This window comes from Pseudomonas sp. GW822-FHT06D10 (assembly GCF_058799535.1).
Genome location: NZ_JBXALN010000001.1, coordinates 318,491 through 337,116 on the forward strand (window position 1 = coordinate 318,491; position 18,626 = coordinate 337,116).

Genomic DNA, 18,626 nt, shown 5'->3' on the forward strand with positions numbered 1-18,626 from the left:
CTTGACGCGCATTCGGATTTCTATAGAATGCGCAACACCAAGACGTTGCGGGAATAGCTCAGTTGGTAGAGCACGACCTTGCCAAGGTCGGGGTCGCGAGTTCGAGTCTCGTTTCCCGCTCCAAACATAGCGCTGCAGAGTTCCACGAATTCTGCAGCGATCGAAAAAAGGACCTTCGGGTCCTTTTTTCGTTTCTGTGGGTTTCACTGAAATCCAGCACCATCCAGCGCTTTCAAATCCAGGAATTGAGTCCTTCTCAAAAGGCTGAATCCGGGCAGCGCTGAATCGGTTCGTTGCTGGAGCGGTGATGAACATCCGGCCCCTGGCCTGTTCAGGCACTCACGATGGCACTCTCGGATAACAGCCAGGCGCTGAATGTTTCAAGCGCCGGATAATGCTGATAGCGCGCCGCGCAGGTCAGATAGTAATTGCGACCGCTTTCCATAGGGCCAAACAGTTTTACCAGTGCCCCGGATTTGATTTCGTCTTGCACCAGAATATCGGGAACCAGCCCAATGCCGACGCCAGCGGATACCGCCTGTATAAGGTGAGCCGTGAGCTCAAAGCTTGGGCCTGTCCGCATTTTCTGGTGGTCCAGCTTGTTGAGGTCAAACCAATCAGACCAGCTATTGGGTCGAGAAACGACATTCAACAACAAATGATTGGTGACATCGTTGAGCGACATCTCAAGGCTGTCCGGCAGCGCTTTGGGGCTGGCGACAACCACCAGTTTTTCTTGTAGCAAAAGGTGCGATACGTAGCCCGGCCAGTCGCCTTTTCCCGCGTAGATGATGGCCTGCATGTCGCTCACGCTGGATGGGTTGTCGGCGTGAATGATCCTCGAGTGGACGTGCACCAGGCTCCTGGGATGACGCGCATAAAATTCATGCATTTTGGGCAGCAGCCATTTTGAACCGAAGGTCGGCAGTACCGCGAGGTTCAATGGGCCTTCTTCCTCCTTGAAGGCAATTGTCTGCAGGGTAGCGCTTCGAATTCGGCCCAGTGCGGCAGTGAGTTCATGCTGGTAAAGCGCGCCGGCAGCGGTGAGTTCGATTCTTCTTCCCTCACGTTTGAACAGCGAGACCTCAAGCTGTGATTCCAGAGCCTGCACTTGCCGGCTGACAGCGCTTTGAGTCAGGGCAAGTTCGTCTGCCGCTTTGGTAAAGCTGCAATGTCGGGCTGCTGCCTCGAAAGCGATCAGCAGGGACATCGAAGGGGTCAGTCTTCGTGGGTTCATTCATAAAGCTCATGGAAATGCTGCAGGTTTTACGTTTGTGTGAATTGTCTTGTCCCCACAAAATCGGTGGAAAGGCCTTTGTCCTGAGCCAGGCCTCGGGCTAGGAAGCATACATAACGAGAATGCTCAGATTAGCCGTATCGCCGCTAGGAATTCCACCATGATTGCCAGGTTGCCTCCCCACGAAACTAAAAACGAACCCTGTGAGTTGTTCCTGGCTCGCCTTGAGAAAGAAGGATTCCAGGGAGAAATTGCTCGTGATCATGCTGTGAGGACAGTGCTGGCAACCGACAACTCGATCTATCAGCGTCTGCCTCAAGCCGCGGTGTTTCCCAGAAATGTGCAAGATGTCGAGCTCTTGGCCCGCCTTGCGGCGCTGGCGTCGTTCAGTTCGGTGGTACTCACGCCGCGTGGCGGCGGAACCGGAACCAATGGCCAATCGTTGACGAGCGGCGTTGTGGTGGATCTGTCGCGTCATATGCACGGCATCCTTGAGATCAACGTCGAGGAGCGCTGGGTGCGTGTGCAAAGCGGTGTGGTCAAGGACCAGCTCAATGCGGCGTTGAAACCGCACGGACTGTTTTTTGCACCGGAGTTGTCGACGTCGAATCGGGCCACGATCGGCGGGATGATAAATACCGACGCAAGCGGTCAGGGAAGCTGTACCTACGGAAAAACCCGTGACCACGTCCTGGCGCTTTCTACCATTCTGATAGGCGGGGAGCGGCTCGATAGTGCAGTCCTGGAGCGAGATTGCTGGCAGGCGCAAGCGCATCGCGACGACAAGGTTGGGGCAATTTATCGATGTGCTTCGCAGATCGCCGATGATTACGCCGAACTCATCGAGCATACCTTTCCCAAGTTGAACCGTTGCTTGACGGGATATGACCTGGCGCATCTGCGTGAGCCGAATGACCGATTCAATCTGAACAGTGTCCTGTGTGGGTCCGAAGGCTCACTGGGTTTCATTGTTGAAGCCACGCTGAACGTGTTGCCCATTCCCAAGTACTCGATCCTTGTCAACGTACGTTACGCGGGCTTCATGGATGCATTGCGCGATGCCAAGGCGTTGATGCAGCTCGAGCCATTGTCCATCGAGACGGTCGACTCCAAGGTCCTCGGGCTGGCCATGAGCGACATCGTCTGGCACGGAGTCGCCGAGTACTTTCCCCAAGACCCTGATGTGCCAACCCTGGGAATCAACCTGGTGGAGTTCAGCGGCGACGATGAGGAAGTGGTTCAGCTGCGTGTTCATGAGTTTGTCCGGCACCTTCAGCAGGACACCAGTGTGGTGCGATTGGGGCACACCCTTGCCATCGGTGCAGAGGCATTGAAGCGAGTTTACGCGATGCGCAAGCGTGCGGTGGGGCTGCTGGGGAATGTCAAAGGTTCCGCCAGGCCCCAGCCGTTCGTTGAAGATACTGCGGTTCCTCCCGAGAACCTGGCTGATTTCATTGCGCAATTTCGGGCGCTTTTGGATAGCCATGGTTTGGAATATGGCATGTTCGGCCACGTTGACGCCGGGGTCCTGCATGTGCGGCCGATTCTGGATATGAAAGACCCCGCCCAGGCGGCCTTGATCCAGCCCATTTCCGATGCCGTCGCCGAGCTGACGCAAAAGCACGGTGGCTTGCTCTGGGGGGAGCATGGCAAAGGGTTGAGGTCGCAATATGTGCCGGACTACTTCGGCGAACTCTATCCGGCGCTGCAGGAACTCAAGTCGGCTTTTGACCCGTACAACCAACTCAACCCGGGAAAAATCGCCACGCCACACACGCTACCTGACGCTCGGTTGACTCGAGTTGATGAGGTCGCGTTGCGCGGCGAACTGGATCGTACGATTGATGAGCGGGTGTGGTTGCATTACGACGCCGCGGTCCATTGCAACGGCAACGGCGCCTGCTACAACTTCGACCCCGATGACGCCATGTGCCCTTCCTGGAAGGGCACTCGAAATAGAATTCACTCGCCCAAGGGGCGCGCTTCTCTGATCCGGGAGTGGCTGCGCTTGCAGGGGCAGCAAGGTGTCGATGTGTTGGTTTCACAAGGGGCTCGCCCTTTAGCGGCCACGGTGATCAGCTTCGCCAGGCGTGCTGCCAATACGGTTGCGCACAAGATGGGCCAGAAAGACTTTTCCCATGAGGTCTACGAGGCGATGGCAGGGTGCCTCGCCTGCAAGTCCTGTGCGGGTCAGTGCCCGGTGAAAGTGAACGTGCCCGACTTTCGCTCACGATTCCTCGAGCTTTACCACAGCCGATATCTGCGCCCATTGAAGGATTACCTCATCGGTTCTCTGGAGTACACGATTCCCTACTTGGCCCGTGTGCCGCACTTGTACAACGGGATCATCGGTTCTGGGATGGTGAGGGCTTTTCTTCGGCGCGTTGCCGGTATGGTCGACAGCCCGCTGCTGAGCTTGCTGAATTTTGATGACGTTTGCCGCCGCTGGAAGGTGCGCGTGGCGTCGCCAGCGCTTCTTGAAGGGCTGGACGAGGCGCAGCGTAAACGCAGCGTTATTCTCGTGCTGGACGCCTTCACCCGTTATTTCGAGACACCGCTGCTCGCGGACTGGATCGAGTTGATTTCCAGGCTCGGGTTTGAGGTGTACATCGCGCCGTTCGCGGCCAATGGCAAGCCGCTGCAGGTTCAGGGCTTTCTAAAGGCATTCGAACAAGCCGCGCATTTCAACGCCCGATCGCTTCGCGAACTGCATCAATATCAGATTCCGTTGGTGGGGCTTGATCCCGCGATGACCTTGGTTTACCGCCAGGAGTACGTCAAGACCCTGGGTGAGGACCAGGCCCCAGCGGTCCTGCTGCCGCAGGAATGGCTTGTGGAGGTGCTTGTGCAATCAGCGGTGAGCGCCGACGAAGGTACTTACTACTTCCTGCCGCACTGCACCGAGAAAACCAACGAGCCGGGCAGTGTGGGCCTGTGGCAGACGATCTATGCGCGAGTCGGCTTGAGGTTGCAGGTGCAAGCCAGTGGGTGTTGTGGAATGTCCGGAACCTACGGGCACGAAACACAAAATGCCGAGACGTCCGAGGTTATTTACCGACAGTCCTGGGGGCCATTGGTGGCCCGTCTTAATGGGGCAGGGCGCCTGCTGGCGGATGGGTACTCGTGTCGAAGCCAGGTCAAGCGCAAGGACGGGCAGCTTGTCCTGCACCCGCTCCAGGCGTTGCTGAGGTTCCTGCGCGACACCGCCGGCCCATCTTCAGGATGCTGATTGGTGCGATCCTGAGGCGGCTTGGCCGCCTCGCGTTTCTCCAGGTATTGATTGGAGGCCATCGGCCCAGCGAAAACCGATGTGCGCAGATCGTCGAGCGGTATCAGAACCCATAGAGCTTTGCAGGGTTATCAACCAAAATCTGCTTGATGAGCGCGTCATCGTTTTCAACCCAGTTAAACAGCATCTCCAGCAGACTGGCATCGTTGGGCATGGGTACCGGTATACAAGGATGTGGCCAGTCGCTCGCCCACAGTAAGCGGTTTGGATTCGCTTCGATCAACGCCCGAGCGTAGGGCGTTACGTCGTCGTAAGGGAAGTCCTTCGATGCTGTAAAGCGATAAGCCCCCGAAAGCTTGACCCACACACGACCTTCTTTTAACAGCCGCAGCAGGTCGGTGAATCCTGGATGGCCCAGCCCGCAACTGGTGGGCATGTGCCCCATGTGGTCGATGACGACTGCGACGGGCAGGCTGGCCACGGTCTCGTACAAGTCGGCGAACTCAGTGATATCGATCAGTAGCTGTAGGTGCCAGCCAAGTGGCGCGACTTTTTCTGCCAGCGCTGCAACATCCGATACCTCAACGCCGCTTTTGAAGATCAGGTTGACGCGCACGCCGCGCACCCCGAGGCGATGCATTGCCCACAAGGTTTCTGTATCGGTATCGGCATCGATCACCACAACGCCGCGGAATGCGCTGCCCGCTTCTTTCAGTGCCGCGAGCGTTGTGCTGTTGTCCGCCCCATAGACGCTGGGTTGGACGATGACCCCGCGACTTAGCCCCAGGGTTTTTTGGACACGTTGAAATGCCTCCAGTGGAGCGGGTGGCGGCGTGTAGGAGCGGTGAGGAGAGAAGGGTTGGCCATTCTCGTCACCAAAAACGTGAAAGTGGCAGTCGCACGCGCCGTCAGGCAAGGTGCGTAGCAATGTACGAGGTTCAGGGTCCGGGCCTGCGCATTGCGGTGCGTAGGTCTCTCCCAGCGAACTCATCCGAGTGATTTCCCAGCCTTGCAATCCTCGCAATCCGTTGCGTTCGGCGGAGTTGATGATTTGTTGCCAGGTGACTCGTCTGGCAAGGTCGGGATCGCCGAGCCTGATCGCTTCGAAGATCGCCTGATGCTCAGCCAGTAGCGTCTCGCCAAGGTCGCTGGAGCGAACCAGGTGGTTCTCCAGTAACGCCGCTTCGTAGACGTGGCTGCACAGAAAAATGATGAAGTTGCGAAAGTATTCATTGCCTGTGGCATCGGCAATTGCGCGCTTGAACTGCAGGCTGTGTTCCACCATGTCCTGACGGTTTTGGATACTGGCGCGCAGGGTGTCCAGTGCCGCTTCAATCTTGTTCAACTGACTGAGTGACCGGCGTCTGGCGGCCATGGCGGCCGCGGCGACTTCGAGGTCCAGGCGCAGCTCATACAGTTGACGCAGCTTGGTGCTATCGGTGAGCTCCTCTTGAGTAATCCGGAAGCTGCTTTGATTGGCTTCGGTTGCAACAAATACCCCAAGCCCCTGGCGACTGACGACGAGGCCGGCCGAATTGAGCCGAGCGACAGCTTCACGCACTACATTTCGGCTAACGGCAAAAGCCTCTGCTAACCGGCTTTCCGTGGGGATGCGATCACCTGGGCGGAGTCGACCTTCACGTATTTCGCTTTCCAGGTGACGAAAAATTTCAACCGAGAAGTGATCGCGTCGGCCAATTGCTTTTATAGTCATTTTACTCAGTCATCAAATGTCAGTTTCAAAAGCTTGAAACGTCAAACGCCCACGTAACGAACATTGCGTGGGCGTTACTCTAACAAATGATGGCTGGCTCAGTGTAATTGCTTGCCCTTGGTTTCCGGGAGGAAGAAGGTCACCACCAGGACAAGGCAGTAGGCTCCTCCCGCGAAGATCGCGATGGCGGTGCCGAGGCTGTATTTGGCGCTTATAAAGCCTACGAGTCCGGGAAACAGAGCGCCTACCGCTCGCCCAAAGTTATAGGAGAATGCCTGGCCATTGGCCCTCACTGCTGAAGGATAAAGCTCAGTCAAAAAGGCGCCCATGCCGCTGTAGATACCTGAAGCTGCGAAGCCCAGTGGAAAGCCGAGAAACAGCATTTGAGTGTTGGTCAAGTTCAGCTGCATGTAGCAGACCACACTGATGGCCGACAGAACGGCGAAGATGATGAAGTTGGGGCGGCGCCCCAGGCGGTCAGACAGGAAGGCGCCGCAGACATAGCCAAAGAATGAACCGATGATGACCACCATCAGATAGCTACCGGTGCCAAAGACCGACAGGCCCTTTTCCAGTTTCAGATAGGCTGGCAACCACGTGGTGATTGCGTAGTAGCCACCTTGAACGCCCATGCAGAGCAGGGCGGATAGCAGCGTGGTGCGCAGGAGCGAGGGTGAGAAAATGTGCCAGAAAGGAACCGAGTTGCCTGTTTCGCTCTGGTGCTTTTTAGTCCGCAGGAATACCTCGGGCTCTGGTACATATTTACGAATGTAGAGGACCAGAAGTGCCGGAACGATGCCGATCCAAAACAGCGACCGCCAGGCAATATCTTCGGGAAGCAAGCTGAAAGACAGTGTGTAGAGCAGTGCGGCGGCGCCCCAGCCAATGGCCCATCCGCTTTGCACGATACCCACGGCTTTGCCGCGATGTTGCGCTCGAACCATTTCGCCGATCAGTACCGATCCCACGGCCCACTCACCTCCGAACCCGAGCCCCTGCAGTGCCCGAAGGACAAATAACTGTTCGAAGTTTTGCGCAAAGCCGATCAATACGGTGCAGATCGAGAACCACAGAATACTGATCTGCAGCAACCGCACACGACCGTATCGGTCTGCCAGAATGCCCGCTCCCCATCCGCCAATGGACGAGAAAAGTAACGTCACGGTACTCAGTAGCCCCACTGAACCCTTGTCAATGTGCCAAAGGGTCATCAGCGAGGCGATGACAAAGGTGAACACCATGAAATCCAGGGCGTCCAAGGCCCAGCCACCAAATGCGGAATAGAAGGTGCGTTTTTCAACGGTATTAAGTTCGCTAAACCAACTCATTATTATTCTCCGGGCAGCACCGCAGTTCTGCTTGGTTATTGTTTTTGTTATTTGAAGTCGTACAGGGCGCCAGGGTTATCAACCAGAATGCTCTGTCGTTGGCGTTCGCTGGGCGCCCATGAAAGCAAGCGATCCAGCAATGAACTTGTGTCGGGCGTACTTTCGAGTGCTACGTGAGGCCAGTCGCTGCCCCACACCATTCGTTCCGGGGCAACGGCCAGCAAGGCATGGGCGAGCGCATCTGTATCGGCATAGTCCGGATGCTGATCACTCAGACGGTAAGCGCCCGACAACTTGACCCACCAACCGTGCTCCGCCACGTTCCTCAGCAGCAACTCAAACCCCGGTTCCTTAATGCCCAGATGGGCCGGGAAGTGCCCGAAGTGATCAATCACGACAGCGCAAGGCAACTTGGCCATCCGAGCCTCAATCTCACTTAGAAGCCGAACATCAATCAGAAACTGCATATGCCAGCCAAGGTCGGCAATTCGATGGGCAAGGTGCTCCATCAAGTCCAGATTCACTCCGCCTCGAAACAGAACGTTGATGCGAACACCACGCACACCCAAGGCATGCATATTCGCCAGTTCGTCGTCGCCAACGTGTTCGTCTACTACCGCGACCCCTCTCAGTTGGTCCTGATGACGTTGCAACACTTCGAGCATGTACCGGTTGTCGGTGCCATAGACGCTCGGCTGCACCAAAACCCCTCGCTGCATCCCCATCGCCCGCAACACCTCCAGATACAGCGCCTCAGGTGCCGGAGGTGGGGTGTAGCTACGGTCGGGTACCAGTGGATAGCGTTCAAGATCGCCGGAGATTACGTGTGCATGGGTGTCGCATGCCCCGGCCGGCATTACGAAGCTCGGGGCCCGGACCTCTGCTCCAGGGGGCGCGCACAAAGGCGGCGAGTCGGTGGCGGGTCGCAAGTGAGACATGGATTTCATCCCCTCGACAGCCTTTCGCGCGTCATCACGGTTGAAAAGCGGCACTTGTTAGTTGTTGGTTGTTGGTTGTCCTACAAGTGCTGGCATGTTGAGTTTTTGCCTCTGCCTTGTCAATGCGTGCAGGCGTGGTTTTTTACACGGGGTTGGGGGGCGTCATCGGGATGCCTGGTCGAGATTGCTCAGCCCCCGGCCGAACCGGCACAGGCTGAACAGGGTATTGAGCAACGCCGGCGGGCCAGGCGGCGGCCCGCCTCGGTTCTAAAGCTCGGCCGCTGAAAAACCGTTGCGCTGGAAGAACCGGTCCAGCTCCCGGGGCAGGGGCTCCACGCCGGTGAAGATCTTCAAGTACTCGGGGATGTAGCGCATGCGCTGCGCCATCGGTTCCTGGGTGTTCATGCTGATGTAGCCGATCTGGGTCAGGTAGATCGAGCGCGCGCGGGTGACGGCGGCGTCATGGGCGAAACCGAAACGGTCGAACATCTGTGCCAGGGCCTGCACCCGCTGTGCATCGGCCTGGCGGATCTCGTGCGCCACTTCGGGGGATTGCAGGGCCCAGCTGCGCATGGCGAACTCGAACTGTGAATCGAACAATTCGCTGTTCAGCCAGCAGTCGAAGACGTTGAGAATCGCCTCGGTGATGGATTCGGCATAGGCCTCGGACTGTGACACCAGGCTCAAGGTGTTCTTGTTCTTCCACAGATTAACCAGGGCTTCGAGCAGGGCTTCGCGGTCCTGGAAATACCAGTAGAAACTGGTGCGCGACAGGTTGAGTTTCTTCGCCAGCGGCATCACCCGCACCGCATCCACTCCCGATTCCTTGAGGCTCTCATAGGCCGCGTTGAGCCAGCTTTCCAGAGAGCCGCGGCCGGCAGCTTCCACATTGTTGCTGGTTGCTTTCATGGGGCATTTTTTCCTTGTCCGTTTAACCTTGACGGGGCGAATGTACACTACTGTCAGTGTCATTGACACTGGTGTACATTGAGGTCTATCGTCTGCCTTGCCTGATGACCAGTATGCGAGACCGATATGAATAACGATCCGCTTCTTCAGCCCTATCGCCTCAAGCACCTGACACTTCGCAACCGCATTATCACCACCTCCCACGAGCCGGCGTACCCCGAAGAGGGCATGCCGAAGAAATTGTATCGGGCCTACCACGTCGAGCGCGCCAAGGCCGGCGTGGCCATGACCATGACTGCAGGCTCGGCGGCGATCTCCCGTGATAGCCCTCCGGTGTTCAACAACATCCTGGCGTACAAGGACGAAGTGGTCGGCTGGATGAAAGACCTCACCGACGAATGCCACGAGCATGGCGCGGCGGTGATGATCCAGCTCACCCACCTGGGGCGCCGCACCCGCTGGGACAAGGGCGATTGGCTGCCGGTGGTGTCCCCTTCGCACAATCAGGAGCCGGCACACCGAGCCTTTCCCAAGAAGCTGGAAATCTGGGATATCGAACGCATCATCCGCGATTACGCCGACGCCGCCGAACGCATGCAGGCCGCCGGCCTGGATGGTATCGAACTGCAGGCCTACGGCCACCTGATGGACCAGTTCTGGTCGCCATTGACCAACGAGCTGGAGGGTGCCTACGGGGGTTCATTGCACAACCGCCTGCGGTTTACCTTCGAGGTGCTGAGTGCGATTCGCCAGCGGGTGGGCCCGGAGTTTATCGTCGGCATCCGCTACACCGGCGATGAAGTGCTGGCCGGTGGCCTTGAGAAAGAGGAGGGGCTGCACATCTCGCAGCTGTTGAAAGACAGCGGCATGGTCGATTTTCTCAACGTGATTCGCGGCAATATCGCCACCGATGCCGGGTTGACCGACATCATCCCGATCCAGGGCATGCGCAATGCACCGCACCTGGACTTTGCCGGGGAGATTCGTGCCCTGACCGGTTTCCCCACCTTCCATGCGGCGAAGATCCCCGATGTCGCCACCGCCCGCCACGCGATTGCCTCGGGCCTGGTGGACATGGTGGGCATGACCCGTGCGCACATGACCGACCCGCACATCGTGCGCAAGATCATCGAGAACCGTGAAGATGAAATCCGCCCCTGTGTCGGCGCCAATTATTGCCTGGACCGGATCTACAATGCCGGCGCCGCCTACTGCATTCACAATGCCGCCACTGGCCGCGAAACCAGCATGCCCCACGAGGTGCCCAAGGCCGCGCACCCGCGCAAGGTCCTGATCATCGGCGCCGGCCCCGGTGGCCTGGAGGCGGCGCGGGTCGCCGGCGAGCGCGGGCATGAAGTGCTGGTGCTGGAGGTGGCCGACCAGCCCGGCGGGCAGGTGCGCCTGACCGCGCAGTCCGAGCGGCGCAAGGAGATGATCAGCATCATCGATTGGCGCATGGCGCAGTGCGAGCGCCTGGGGGTGAAGTTTCGTTTCAACACCTGGGCCGATGCGGCGATGGTCCTCGATGAAAACCCCGACGTGGTGATCGTCGCCACCGGCGGCTTGCCCCATACCGAAGTCCTGCACAGCGGCAACCAGTGGCTGGTGTCGAGCTGGGACATCATCTCCGGCGACGTGAAGCCTGGGCGCAATGTGCTGGTGTACGACGATGCCGGCGATCACGCAGGCTTGCAGGCTGCCGAGTTCATCGCCCGCAGCGGCGCCAGGACCGAGATCATGACCCCCGACCGCTCGTTCGCGCCGGAGGTGATGGGCATGAACCTGGTGCCTTACATGCGCTCGCTGCAGCAGTTGGACACCACCTTTACCGTCACTTACCGGCTCAAGGCCGTGGAGCGCCAGGGCGAGCAGTTGCTGGCGACCATTGGCACCGACTACAGCGACCTGGAGAAAACCCGACTGGTGGACCAGATCGTGGTCAACCACGGCACCCGGCCCCTGGACGAGCTGTATTTCGAGCTGCAGCCCATGGCCACCAACGAAGGCGCCGTGGAGTACAAGGACCTGATTGCCGGCACCGCGCAAAACCTGGTGACCAACCCTCAGGGGCGTTTCCAGTTGTTCCGGATCGGCGATGCGGTGTCATCGCGCAATACCCACGCGGCCATTTACGACGCACTGCGCCTGGTCAAGGACCTCTAGCCACTGCTTGCGCCCTGTTTTGCACAATAAGAAAGACAGCCGTCATCCGTTTCCCTAGCGTCAAGTCACTGCCCCGAACGTTGGTCTGACTGGTTTTGATAAACCTCAAACTCTTCCCAGCGGAGGTTGTTGCATGCACACGGATACCGATTTCACCGAGCTGCTCAATGTCGTTCCCCCAAGCCCCCTGCACTATCGCAGTGATGCCAGCGTCACCGGCCATGCCCTGGCCCCGGTGGACCACGGCCTGCTGGCGGCCTATGCCGCGATCGACCGGCCGGCGCTGCGCCAGTACCGCCTGGAGCGCATTCGCCAGCAACTGCGCAAGCAGGATTACGCCGGCGTGCTGCTGGCCGACCCGATCAATATCCGCTACGCCACCGATACCAATAACCTCGGCCTGTGGGTGATGCATTCCCCTAGCCGTTACGTATTCGTGGCCACCGATGGCCCGGTGGTGCTGTTCGAGTTCGACAGCAGCCGGCACAACAGTGAGCACATCGAGACCATCGATGAAATTCGCCCGGCGATCCCCTGGCTGTATTTCCTGGCCGGCCCACGGGTCGAGGAGAAGGCCGAACGCTGGGCCCTGGAGGTGGCCGACCTGCTGACCCGGCATGGCGCCGGCAATCGTCGCCTGGCAGTGGACCGCTGCGACCCCTGGGGCGCGGAAAAGCTCAAGGCCAGGGGCATCCAGCTGTTCGATGCCCAGCCGCTGATGGAGCAGGCGCGGCTGATCAAGTCGGTGCAGGAGATTGCCAGCCACCGGGTGTCGATGGATGTGTGCGACCTGGCGATTGCCCGCATGCGCGCCAGCCTGGTGCCGGGCATCACCGAGAACCAGCTGTGGAGCATCATGCACGGGACCAACGTGGCCCAGGGCGGGGAGTGGGCCGAGAGCCGCCTGCTGAACTCCGGGCCGCGCACCAACCCCTGGTTCCAGGACGCCTCGGACAAGCTCATCGCGGCCGGGGAGATGGTCTGTTTCGACACCGACATGGTGGGCCCGGGCGGTTATCTCTCGGACATCTCCCGCAGCTTCATCTGCCCCGGCAAGGCGCCGACGGCGGCCCAGCGCGACCTGCTGGACATCGCCTCGCAGCAAATCAGTTTCAATCTCGACCTGCTGCGCCCGGGGCTGTCGTTTCGCGAGTTCGCCGAGGGCTGTTGGCCGGTGCCCAGGCAGTTCGAGCACAACCGCTACATGATGATGCTGCACGGTGTGGGCCTGGTCGATGAGTACCCCAGCGTGGCCTACGCGGTGGACTTTGCCGAGTGGGGCTATGACGGCCACTTCGAGGAAAACATGGTGCTCTCGGTGGAGAGCTACATCGGCGAGCGGGGCGGCCATGAAGGCGTGAAGCTCGAAGAGCAGGTGCTGATTACCGCTGCTGGAGCGGTCAAGCTTTCCCGTACCCCGTTAGTCGACGGCGATCGATAGCAGTGGTTGTTGCCTGATTCTTGCAGGCACGGCGTCTACCCTGTCCGGAGAAAAACAATGAGCAGCATGACCGTGATCGAAAACGCCAGCCCCCTGGCACCGCCCCCGGTACCCAGCGCCGAACCTTTCCTGCGACTGGAGGCGATCCATAAGCAATTCGGGCCTTACCCCGTATTGCACGACGTGTGTTTCGAGATGGCCAAGGGTGAGGTGGTGGCGATCATCGGCCCCAGCGGCTCGGGTAAAAGCACCTTGCTGCGTTGCATCAACCAACTGGAGCCCGCGACCCGGGGGTGGGTCAGCATGGGCGGGGTGGCTATCGAAGCCGGGCGCCCGTTGCCCCGGAGCGAGCTGCTCAATCTGCGCCGGCGCATCGGCATGGTGTTCCAGTCGTTCAACCTGTTTCCGCACCTTACGGTGCTGCGCAACGTCAGCCTGGCGCAGGTCCGCACCCTCGGCCGCAGGGCCGAGGAAGCTGATGCCCGCTCTTTGCAGTTGCTGGACCGGGTGGGGCTCGCGGACAAGGCCAACGCCTATCCGGCGCGCTGCTCCGGCGGCCAGCAGCAACGCATCGCCATCGCCCGGGCCCTGGCGCTGGATCCGGAGCTGATGCTGTTCGATGAGCCGACCTCGGCCCTGGACCCCGAGCTGGGCCTGGAAGTGCTGGCGGTGATGAAGGAGCTGGCGCGCGAGGGCATGTCGATGCTGGTGGTGACCCACGAGATGCACTTTGCCGAGACGGTGTCCGACCGGGTGGTGGTGATGGCCGAAGGGCGGATCATCGAGCAGGGGCCCAGCGCCCAGGTGATGCGCGAGCCGCAGCACGCGCGGGTGGTGCAGTTTCTCCAGGCCGTGAGGAATCGCTGATGGCGGATATTCTGCTGGTCCTGTTGCGCGGCGTGCCCTGGACCCTGAGCGTGACCCTGGGCGCTTTCTGCATCGGCGTGGTGCTGGGCTTTCCACTCTGTGCCCTGCGTCTGTCGAACCTGAAGCTGTGTCGCTGGCTGGCGGCGATGCTGGTGCTGACCCTGCGTTCGATACCGCCCATCGTCTGGCTGTTCTTCATCTTCTTCGGCATCGGAGGCGGCTACATCGCCTTGTCGCCGTTCGCTGCCGCGGTGCTGGGCCTGGGGCTGATCACCGCGGCGCATATGTCGGAGGTGTATCGCGGTGCCTTTGCGGCGATCCCCCAGGGGCAGTACGAGGCGGCGCAGGTGCTCAATCTGTCGGCGCCCCAGCGCTTTTTCGATGTGATGCTGCCGCAACTGGTGCGCATCGCCATTCCCACCTCGGCCACCTATGCCATTGGCTTGCTCAAGGACTCGGCCGTGGCCTCGACCATCGGTGTCGGTGACGTCAGCTTCCAGGCGTACCAGATGTCCCAGCAAACCTTTCAAGGGCTGGAGGTGTACAGCGTGGCGGCGCTGGTCTACCTGATTCTCAGCGTACCGGTGGCGCTGTTCTCGCGCTGGCTGTCGGCCACCCTGAAGCAGAGGATTGCCCGATGAACGAGATCCTGACGATGTGGATGGCCTGGTTTCCCGAGCTGTGGAAGGGCTTTGTGCTGTCAATTCAGGTCACCGCCGCCAGCCTGGCACTGGGGGTGGGCCTTGGGTTGTTGCTGGCGCTGGGTGTGTCGGCGCCCCGCCGGGCAGTGCGCTACCCCTCGTTGCTGATAGTCGAGCTGGGGCGTGGCGCGCCGGCGTTGATCCTGTTGCAGTACTTCTATTTCGGCCTGCCTTCGGCGGGCCTGACCCTGAGTTCTTTCTGGGCGGCAGCCCTGGCGCTGGCCTACTGCACTGCGGCCTACACCAGCGAGATCATCCGTGGCGGCATCGAGGCGGTGGCCCAAGGGCAGAACGAGGCGGCCGAGGTGATCGGCCTGAACCGCTTCGATGCACTGCGTTTCATCATCTTGCCCCAGGCGTTGCGGGTGGCTCTGCCGTCGTTGCTGGGGTTCTCGATCATGATGTTCCAGGCCGCGTCGTTGTGTTTCACCATCGCGCTCCCGGAGATCGTCAGCCGCGCCTCGGCCATCGGTTCATCCACCTTCGAGTACATGCCGGTGCTGACCCTGGCCGGCCTGATGTATGCCGCTGTGTGTGCGCCCGCGACCCTGGGCGTGGCGGCGCTGGAGAAAAAACTGGCCCCCAGCCAGCACGCATGACCTGCTCGAGCCGTCTTTCGGCTGCCATTCTCTTAACGCAACCCATGCACAGGTGAAGCCATGATCCGTTCATTCAAACGCATTGTTCGTTGGGCGTTCCTTTGTTCCTCCCTGGGGGGAGGTTCGGTGCTGCTCGGTGCCCCCCAGGCTCTGGCCGACTGCAAGCCGGCCCACTCGTTTGAAACCCTGACTCCGGGGGTGTTGAGCGTCGCGGCCTGGGTCTTCCCGCCGTACTCGATCCCCGGGCCGGGCAACCAGTTGAGCGGGGTCGATGGTGAAATCATCAAGCGCATCGCTGCCAGGGAGTGCCTGGATATCAAGCTGACAGTGGTGGACCCGGCGGCGGTGGTCCAGTCGGTGATCGCACGGCGGGCCGACGTCGGCATCGGCGACTGGTACCGTACCGCCGAGCGCAGCAAGGTCCTGGGTCTGACCGCGCCGCTGTACCTGGACGTGATGGGGATCATTTCCAGCGAGGGCTATTCGAAAATCTCCGAGCTCGAAGGCCAGCGCATCGGCACGGTGCAGGGTTACCTGTGGGTCGACGACTTGAAAAAGGCCTTTGGCGACAATCTGGTGCTCTACCCCAACCCGGTGGCCATGGCCCAGGACCTGGCGGCCAAGCGGATTGCGCTGGGCATCGACAGCTTCGCGGTGGGCGTGGCTTCGCAGCAGAAGGGTGCCTACCGGGGCATGAGCATCAAGGTCTCGGAGCCCGACCCGCGGGTTAAGGCTACCCTAGAGCCGGGGCAGACCAGTTTTCCCCATACCAAGGCCAATACGGCGCTGAGTGTGGCGCTCAATGAAAACATCCAGGCCTTGCATGCTTCTGGCGAAATTGCCGAGATACTCGGCTCGTTCGGCCTGGATAAACAAGCCGCCAACGTGGGGGCGCCACGCCTGGTGGAATGACCCGCAGCCCCGGGCCCGGTGGCCAGGGCGGTTGTGCAGCAGCGTCAGGGAGCAATCGATGCAAGAGAGTGCAGCGTTCAAGTGTCTGTCGCTGGCAGAGGCCAGGGATTTTGCCCAGCGCTGCTGCCTGCAGGCGGGCAGCAGCCAGGAAGTGGCCCAGGCTCTGGCCGAGGCCACGGTATCAGCCCAGGGTCATGGCCTGGCCAGTGTGGGTTTCGAGCATCTGGCCGATTACCTGCACGGGTTTGCCAGCGGGCGCATAGCGGGCTTGGCCAAGCCACTGATCACCCAGCTGGCCCCGGCGATGATCCGTTGCGATGCGCGCGCGGGCATTGCGCAACTGGGGTTCGATCAGGCCTTTGGCGCTGTGTGTGACAGCACCCGGCAGTTGGGAATCAGCCTGTTTGCCCTGCACAACGGGTTTACCTGTGGCGAGCTGGGCTACTACACCCGGCGCCTGGCCGCCGAAGGCCTGGTGGCATTGGCGTTCTGCAACGGCCCGGCGCTGTTGACCGTGGCCGGCCAGCGCCAGCCGATCTATTCCACCAACCCCCTGGCCTTCGCCGCTCCCTGCGGCGACGGGCGCTTGCTGCTGATCGACCAGGCCAGCAGCGCCACGGCCTTCGTCAACCTCCTCAAGGCGGCCGAGGCCGGGGAGGCGATCCCCGAAGGCTGGGCAGTGGATGCCCAGGGCGCAGCCACCCTGAGTGCCCGGGAGGCCATGCACGGTGCCTTGCTGGCGTTCGGCGGCAGTCGCGGGGCCAACATCGCCTTGCTGGTCGAAGTGCTCGCCGGCGGTGTCGCCGGGGGCAACTGGTCGCTGGATGCGCCGGATTTTCGAAGCGGCGGGCAATCGCCGGGTTCGGGCCTGCTGGTGATCGCCATCGCCCCGCACCTGCTCGATGAGCAGTTCGAGGCTCGACTGGCGCAGCAGATGCAGCGCCTGGCGAGCCTTGGCGTCCACCCTCCCGGAGAGGCCAAACAGCAAGCCTGGGCCCGGGCGCAGAAGGAGGGGATCAGCCTGTCTATTGGCTTGTATCAGCAACTAGAGGGGCGACTTTAGCGTTTCTTTGTGCGTTTGCAGCAGAGTAATTCGATGGGTTTACTTTAATCTCGTTTTTCCAGAAGTTTTTCCTGGCCGTGCTCCAGCACCCCCAACCCCACGGATCAATCCACCCCAACGCATTCGGTGCATACCGATACAGGTTCTCGCCACCCGCCAACCCGATCGGGTCCTGCGTGGTAAACCGTCCCACCGCCGGATCGTAGTACCTGAAGGTGTTGTAGTACAGCCCGCTTTCCTGGTCGTGGTACTGCCCCTGAAAGCGCAGATTCTGCTCCACCGTATTCGGCGATAACGCTTCCAACCCGCCCCAGGCTTTGTAGTACGCGCGCCACACCACATGCCCTTCGGTATTGGTCATTTCCTGCGGTGTGCCGATCTGGTCGGTGTGGAAGTAGTAGGTCTGGCCGCTTTGCGTGACGGCTTTAGCGATCCGTCGCCCGAGGGCGTCGTAGTGGTAACGCGCTTCGCTGTGCAGGGTTGCGCCGTGCCAGGTCTGGGCATGGATCAGGCGATTTTCGCAATCGTAGGTAAAGCGTTGCGTTGCGCCGTTGGTGCTGCTCTTTTCGCTGAGGTTGCCCCAGTCGTCGTAGGTAAAACGCAGGTCCTTGAAGGCTATGAGGCGGTTGTTCTGGATCTTGTCGAATTGCCAACTGCCGCTGCCGCAAAGATTGCCGGCCGGGTCGTAGGAGAAGTCTTCGGTGTGCAGTTGCGGGTGGTTCGGCTGGCGGCTGCGCAGTTGGCCGCTGGCGTCGTAGTGGAATTCGGTGATACCGCGTTGCTTGTCGACGATCCGTTGTACTTCACCGCCGTCGCTGTAGTGATAGCGGCGGTGCAGGGCGGTGGCGGGATGTTGCGGGAGGCCGAGCAGGCTGTCGGTGTTTTCCTGCAGTTGGTTCAGTTGTACGTGGGGTAAATGGCCGCTGCCGTAGTAGAGCAGTTTGCGCCCGCTGATGGCATTCACCGAATTGCCGAACAGGGCACCGGCCACACGACTGATAGTCGGGTCGACGGCATAGCAGCTGACCAATTCACCGGTTATCGCACCGGCCGCGAATTTCAAAGCGTAGGGTAGGAGCTTGCCGGCCGCCAATGATAAAGACCTTGACCGAACGGCTAGCATTATCGTTGTGTGTTTGAAGCCTGCCGTTACCGGTAGGCTTCACAGCAGAACAACCAGGGCCTGGTCTAGATGCCCGATGACGAGTACCGGCACGCGAACCTGGACTTGGAGGGTTAAGGTTCTGGTAAATCCATGGCCTGTTGTTCCGCCACCCGCAATACGTCGCATCCGTCCTGTAACAACAAGGTTGCCACGCTGGAGAAGCGCGTCAGGTCGAGATTGTCGGCGTTGCGGCTGGTCATGCTGGAGACGCTGTCCAACATGTCGTGGGCAGCGCGGATGTGCAGGCCGGCGTAGTTCAGTAGATCAAGCAGAGTTGCTTGAGGGTTGATAAAGGCGACGGGGTGGTCGGTGGTGTTGGAGGAGGTGAAAGCGTGGTAATCCATAACGGTGACGCTCCAT

Annotated in this window: 15 protein-coding genes and 1 tRNA gene; 9 read left to right on the forward strand and 7 right to left on the reverse strand. The window is 60.3% G+C overall.

The window, feature by feature from the left end; translation table 11 throughout:
• Nucleotides 1-47 precede the first annotated feature (47 nt).
• Nucleotides 48-123, forward strand: a tRNA-Gly gene (locus AC1RL5_RS01435).
• A gap of 208 nt (nt 124-331) precedes the next feature.
• On the opposite strand, the gene AC1RL5_RS01440 is transcribed toward AC1RL5_RS01435, so the two are convergent.
• Nucleotides 332-1,237 (reverse strand): LysR substrate-binding domain-containing protein, encoded by a 906-nt coding sequence (locus AC1RL5_RS01440; RefSeq protein WP_015636008.1) that lies wholly within the window; start codon nt 1,235-1,237, stop codon nt 332-334.
• Between the two features lie 160 nt (nt 1,238-1,397).
• Here AC1RL5_RS01440 and ydiJ point away from each other — a divergent pair, with 160 nt between their 5' ends.
• Nucleotides 1,398-4,466, forward strand: a complete 3,069-nt coding sequence (gene ydiJ / locus AC1RL5_RS01445) for a D-2-hydroxyglutarate dehydrogenase YdiJ (protein ID WP_072450042.1) — start codon at nt 1,398-1,400, stop codon at nt 4,464-4,466.
• A 103-nt stretch (nt 4,467-4,569) separates the two neighbouring features.
• Here ydiJ and AC1RL5_RS01450 read toward each other — a convergent pair whose 3' ends face one another.
• From AC1RL5_RS01450 to AC1RL5_RS01465, 4 genes are all read right to left on the reverse strand, one after another.
• Nucleotides 4,570-6,180 carry an amidohydrolase family protein gene (locus tag AC1RL5_RS01450; protein ID WP_103407365.1) on the reverse strand — a complete coding sequence of 537 codons (1,611 nt, stop codon included), beginning with the start codon at nt 6,178-6,180 and terminating at the stop codon, nt 4,570-4,572.
• A 98-nt stretch (nt 6,181-6,278) separates the two neighbouring features.
• Nucleotides 6,279-7,508: an MFS transporter gene (locus tag AC1RL5_RS01455; protein WP_011061835.1), complete on the reverse strand. Its 1,230-nt coding sequence runs from the start codon at nt 7,506-7,508 to the stop codon at nt 6,279-6,281.
• Nucleotides 7,509-7,555: 47 nt separating this feature from the next.
• Complete coding sequence (locus AC1RL5_RS01460; protein WP_492589016.1) at nt 7,556-8,365, reverse strand: amidohydrolase family protein; 810 nt, start codon at nt 8,363-8,365, stop codon at nt 7,556-7,558.
• 348 nt (nt 8,366-8,713) lie between these two features.
• Nucleotides 8,714-9,355: a TetR/AcrR family transcriptional regulator gene (locus tag AC1RL5_RS01465; RefSeq protein ID WP_011061833.1), complete on the reverse strand. Its 642-nt coding sequence runs from the start codon at nt 9,353-9,355 to the stop codon at nt 8,714-8,716.
• Between the two features lie 126 nt (nt 9,356-9,481).
• Here AC1RL5_RS01465 and AC1RL5_RS01470 point away from each other — a divergent pair, with 126 nt between their 5' ends.
• The 7 genes from AC1RL5_RS01470 (at nt 9,482) to AC1RL5_RS01500 (ending at nt 17,101) form a co-directional block, all read left to right on the forward strand.
• Complete coding sequence (locus AC1RL5_RS01470) at nt 9,482-11,518, forward strand: NADH:flavin oxidoreductase (RefSeq protein WP_011061832.1); 2,037 nt, start codon at nt 9,482-9,484, stop codon at nt 11,516-11,518.
• Nucleotides 11,519-11,651: 133 nt separating this feature from the next.
• Nucleotides 11,652-12,959: a M24 family metallopeptidase gene (locus AC1RL5_RS01475; protein WP_011061831.1), complete on the forward strand. Its 1,308-nt coding sequence runs from the start codon at nt 11,652-11,654 to the stop codon at nt 12,957-12,959.
• Between the two features lie 57 nt (nt 12,960-13,016).
• A complete protein-coding gene (locus AC1RL5_RS01480; protein ID WP_492589015.1) occupies nt 13,017-13,826 on the forward strand; it encodes an amino acid ABC transporter ATP-binding protein in 810 nt (269 codons plus the stop codon).
• Nucleotides 13,826-14,467 carry an amino acid ABC transporter permease gene (locus AC1RL5_RS01485; protein ID WP_072450047.1) on the forward strand — a complete coding sequence of 214 codons (642 nt, stop codon included), beginning with the start codon at nt 13,826-13,828 and terminating at the stop codon, nt 14,465-14,467. The genes AC1RL5_RS01480 and AC1RL5_RS01485 overlap by 1 nt, the downstream gene beginning before the upstream one ends.
• Nucleotides 14,464-15,126 carry an amino acid ABC transporter permease gene (locus AC1RL5_RS01490; protein WP_072441385.1) on the forward strand — a complete coding sequence of 221 codons (663 nt, stop codon included), beginning with the start codon at nt 14,464-14,466 and terminating at the stop codon, nt 15,124-15,126. Before AC1RL5_RS01485 ends, AC1RL5_RS01490 begins: the two co-directional genes overlap by 4 nt.
• A gap of 60 nt (nt 15,127-15,186) precedes the next feature.
• Entirely contained in the window at nt 15,187-16,038 is an 852-nt protein-coding gene (locus AC1RL5_RS01495; RefSeq protein WP_492589014.1) for a substrate-binding periplasmic protein, read from the forward strand.
• 58 nt (nt 16,039-16,096) lie between these two features.
• Complete coding sequence (locus tag AC1RL5_RS01500; RefSeq protein ID WP_492589013.1) at nt 16,097-17,101, forward strand: Ldh family oxidoreductase; 1,005 nt, start codon at nt 16,097-16,099, stop codon at nt 17,099-17,101.
• Here AC1RL5_RS01500 and AC1RL5_RS01505 read toward each other — a convergent pair.
• Both AC1RL5_RS01505 and AC1RL5_RS01510 read right to left on the reverse strand, forming a co-directional pair.
• Nucleotides 17,064-18,194 carry an RHS repeat domain-containing protein gene (locus AC1RL5_RS01505; RefSeq protein ID WP_492589012.1) on the reverse strand — a complete coding sequence of 377 codons (1,131 nt, stop codon included), beginning with the start codon at nt 18,192-18,194 and terminating at the stop codon, nt 17,064-17,066. The two genes, AC1RL5_RS01500 and AC1RL5_RS01505, sit on opposite strands and share 38 nt — an antisense overlap.
• Nucleotides 18,195-18,337: 143 nt before the next feature.
• Complete coding sequence (locus AC1RL5_RS01510; protein ID WP_492589011.1) at nt 18,338-18,610, reverse strand: hypothetical protein; 273 nt, start codon at nt 18,608-18,610, stop codon at nt 18,338-18,340.
• Between the last annotated feature and the right edge of the window lie 16 nt (nt 18,611-18,626).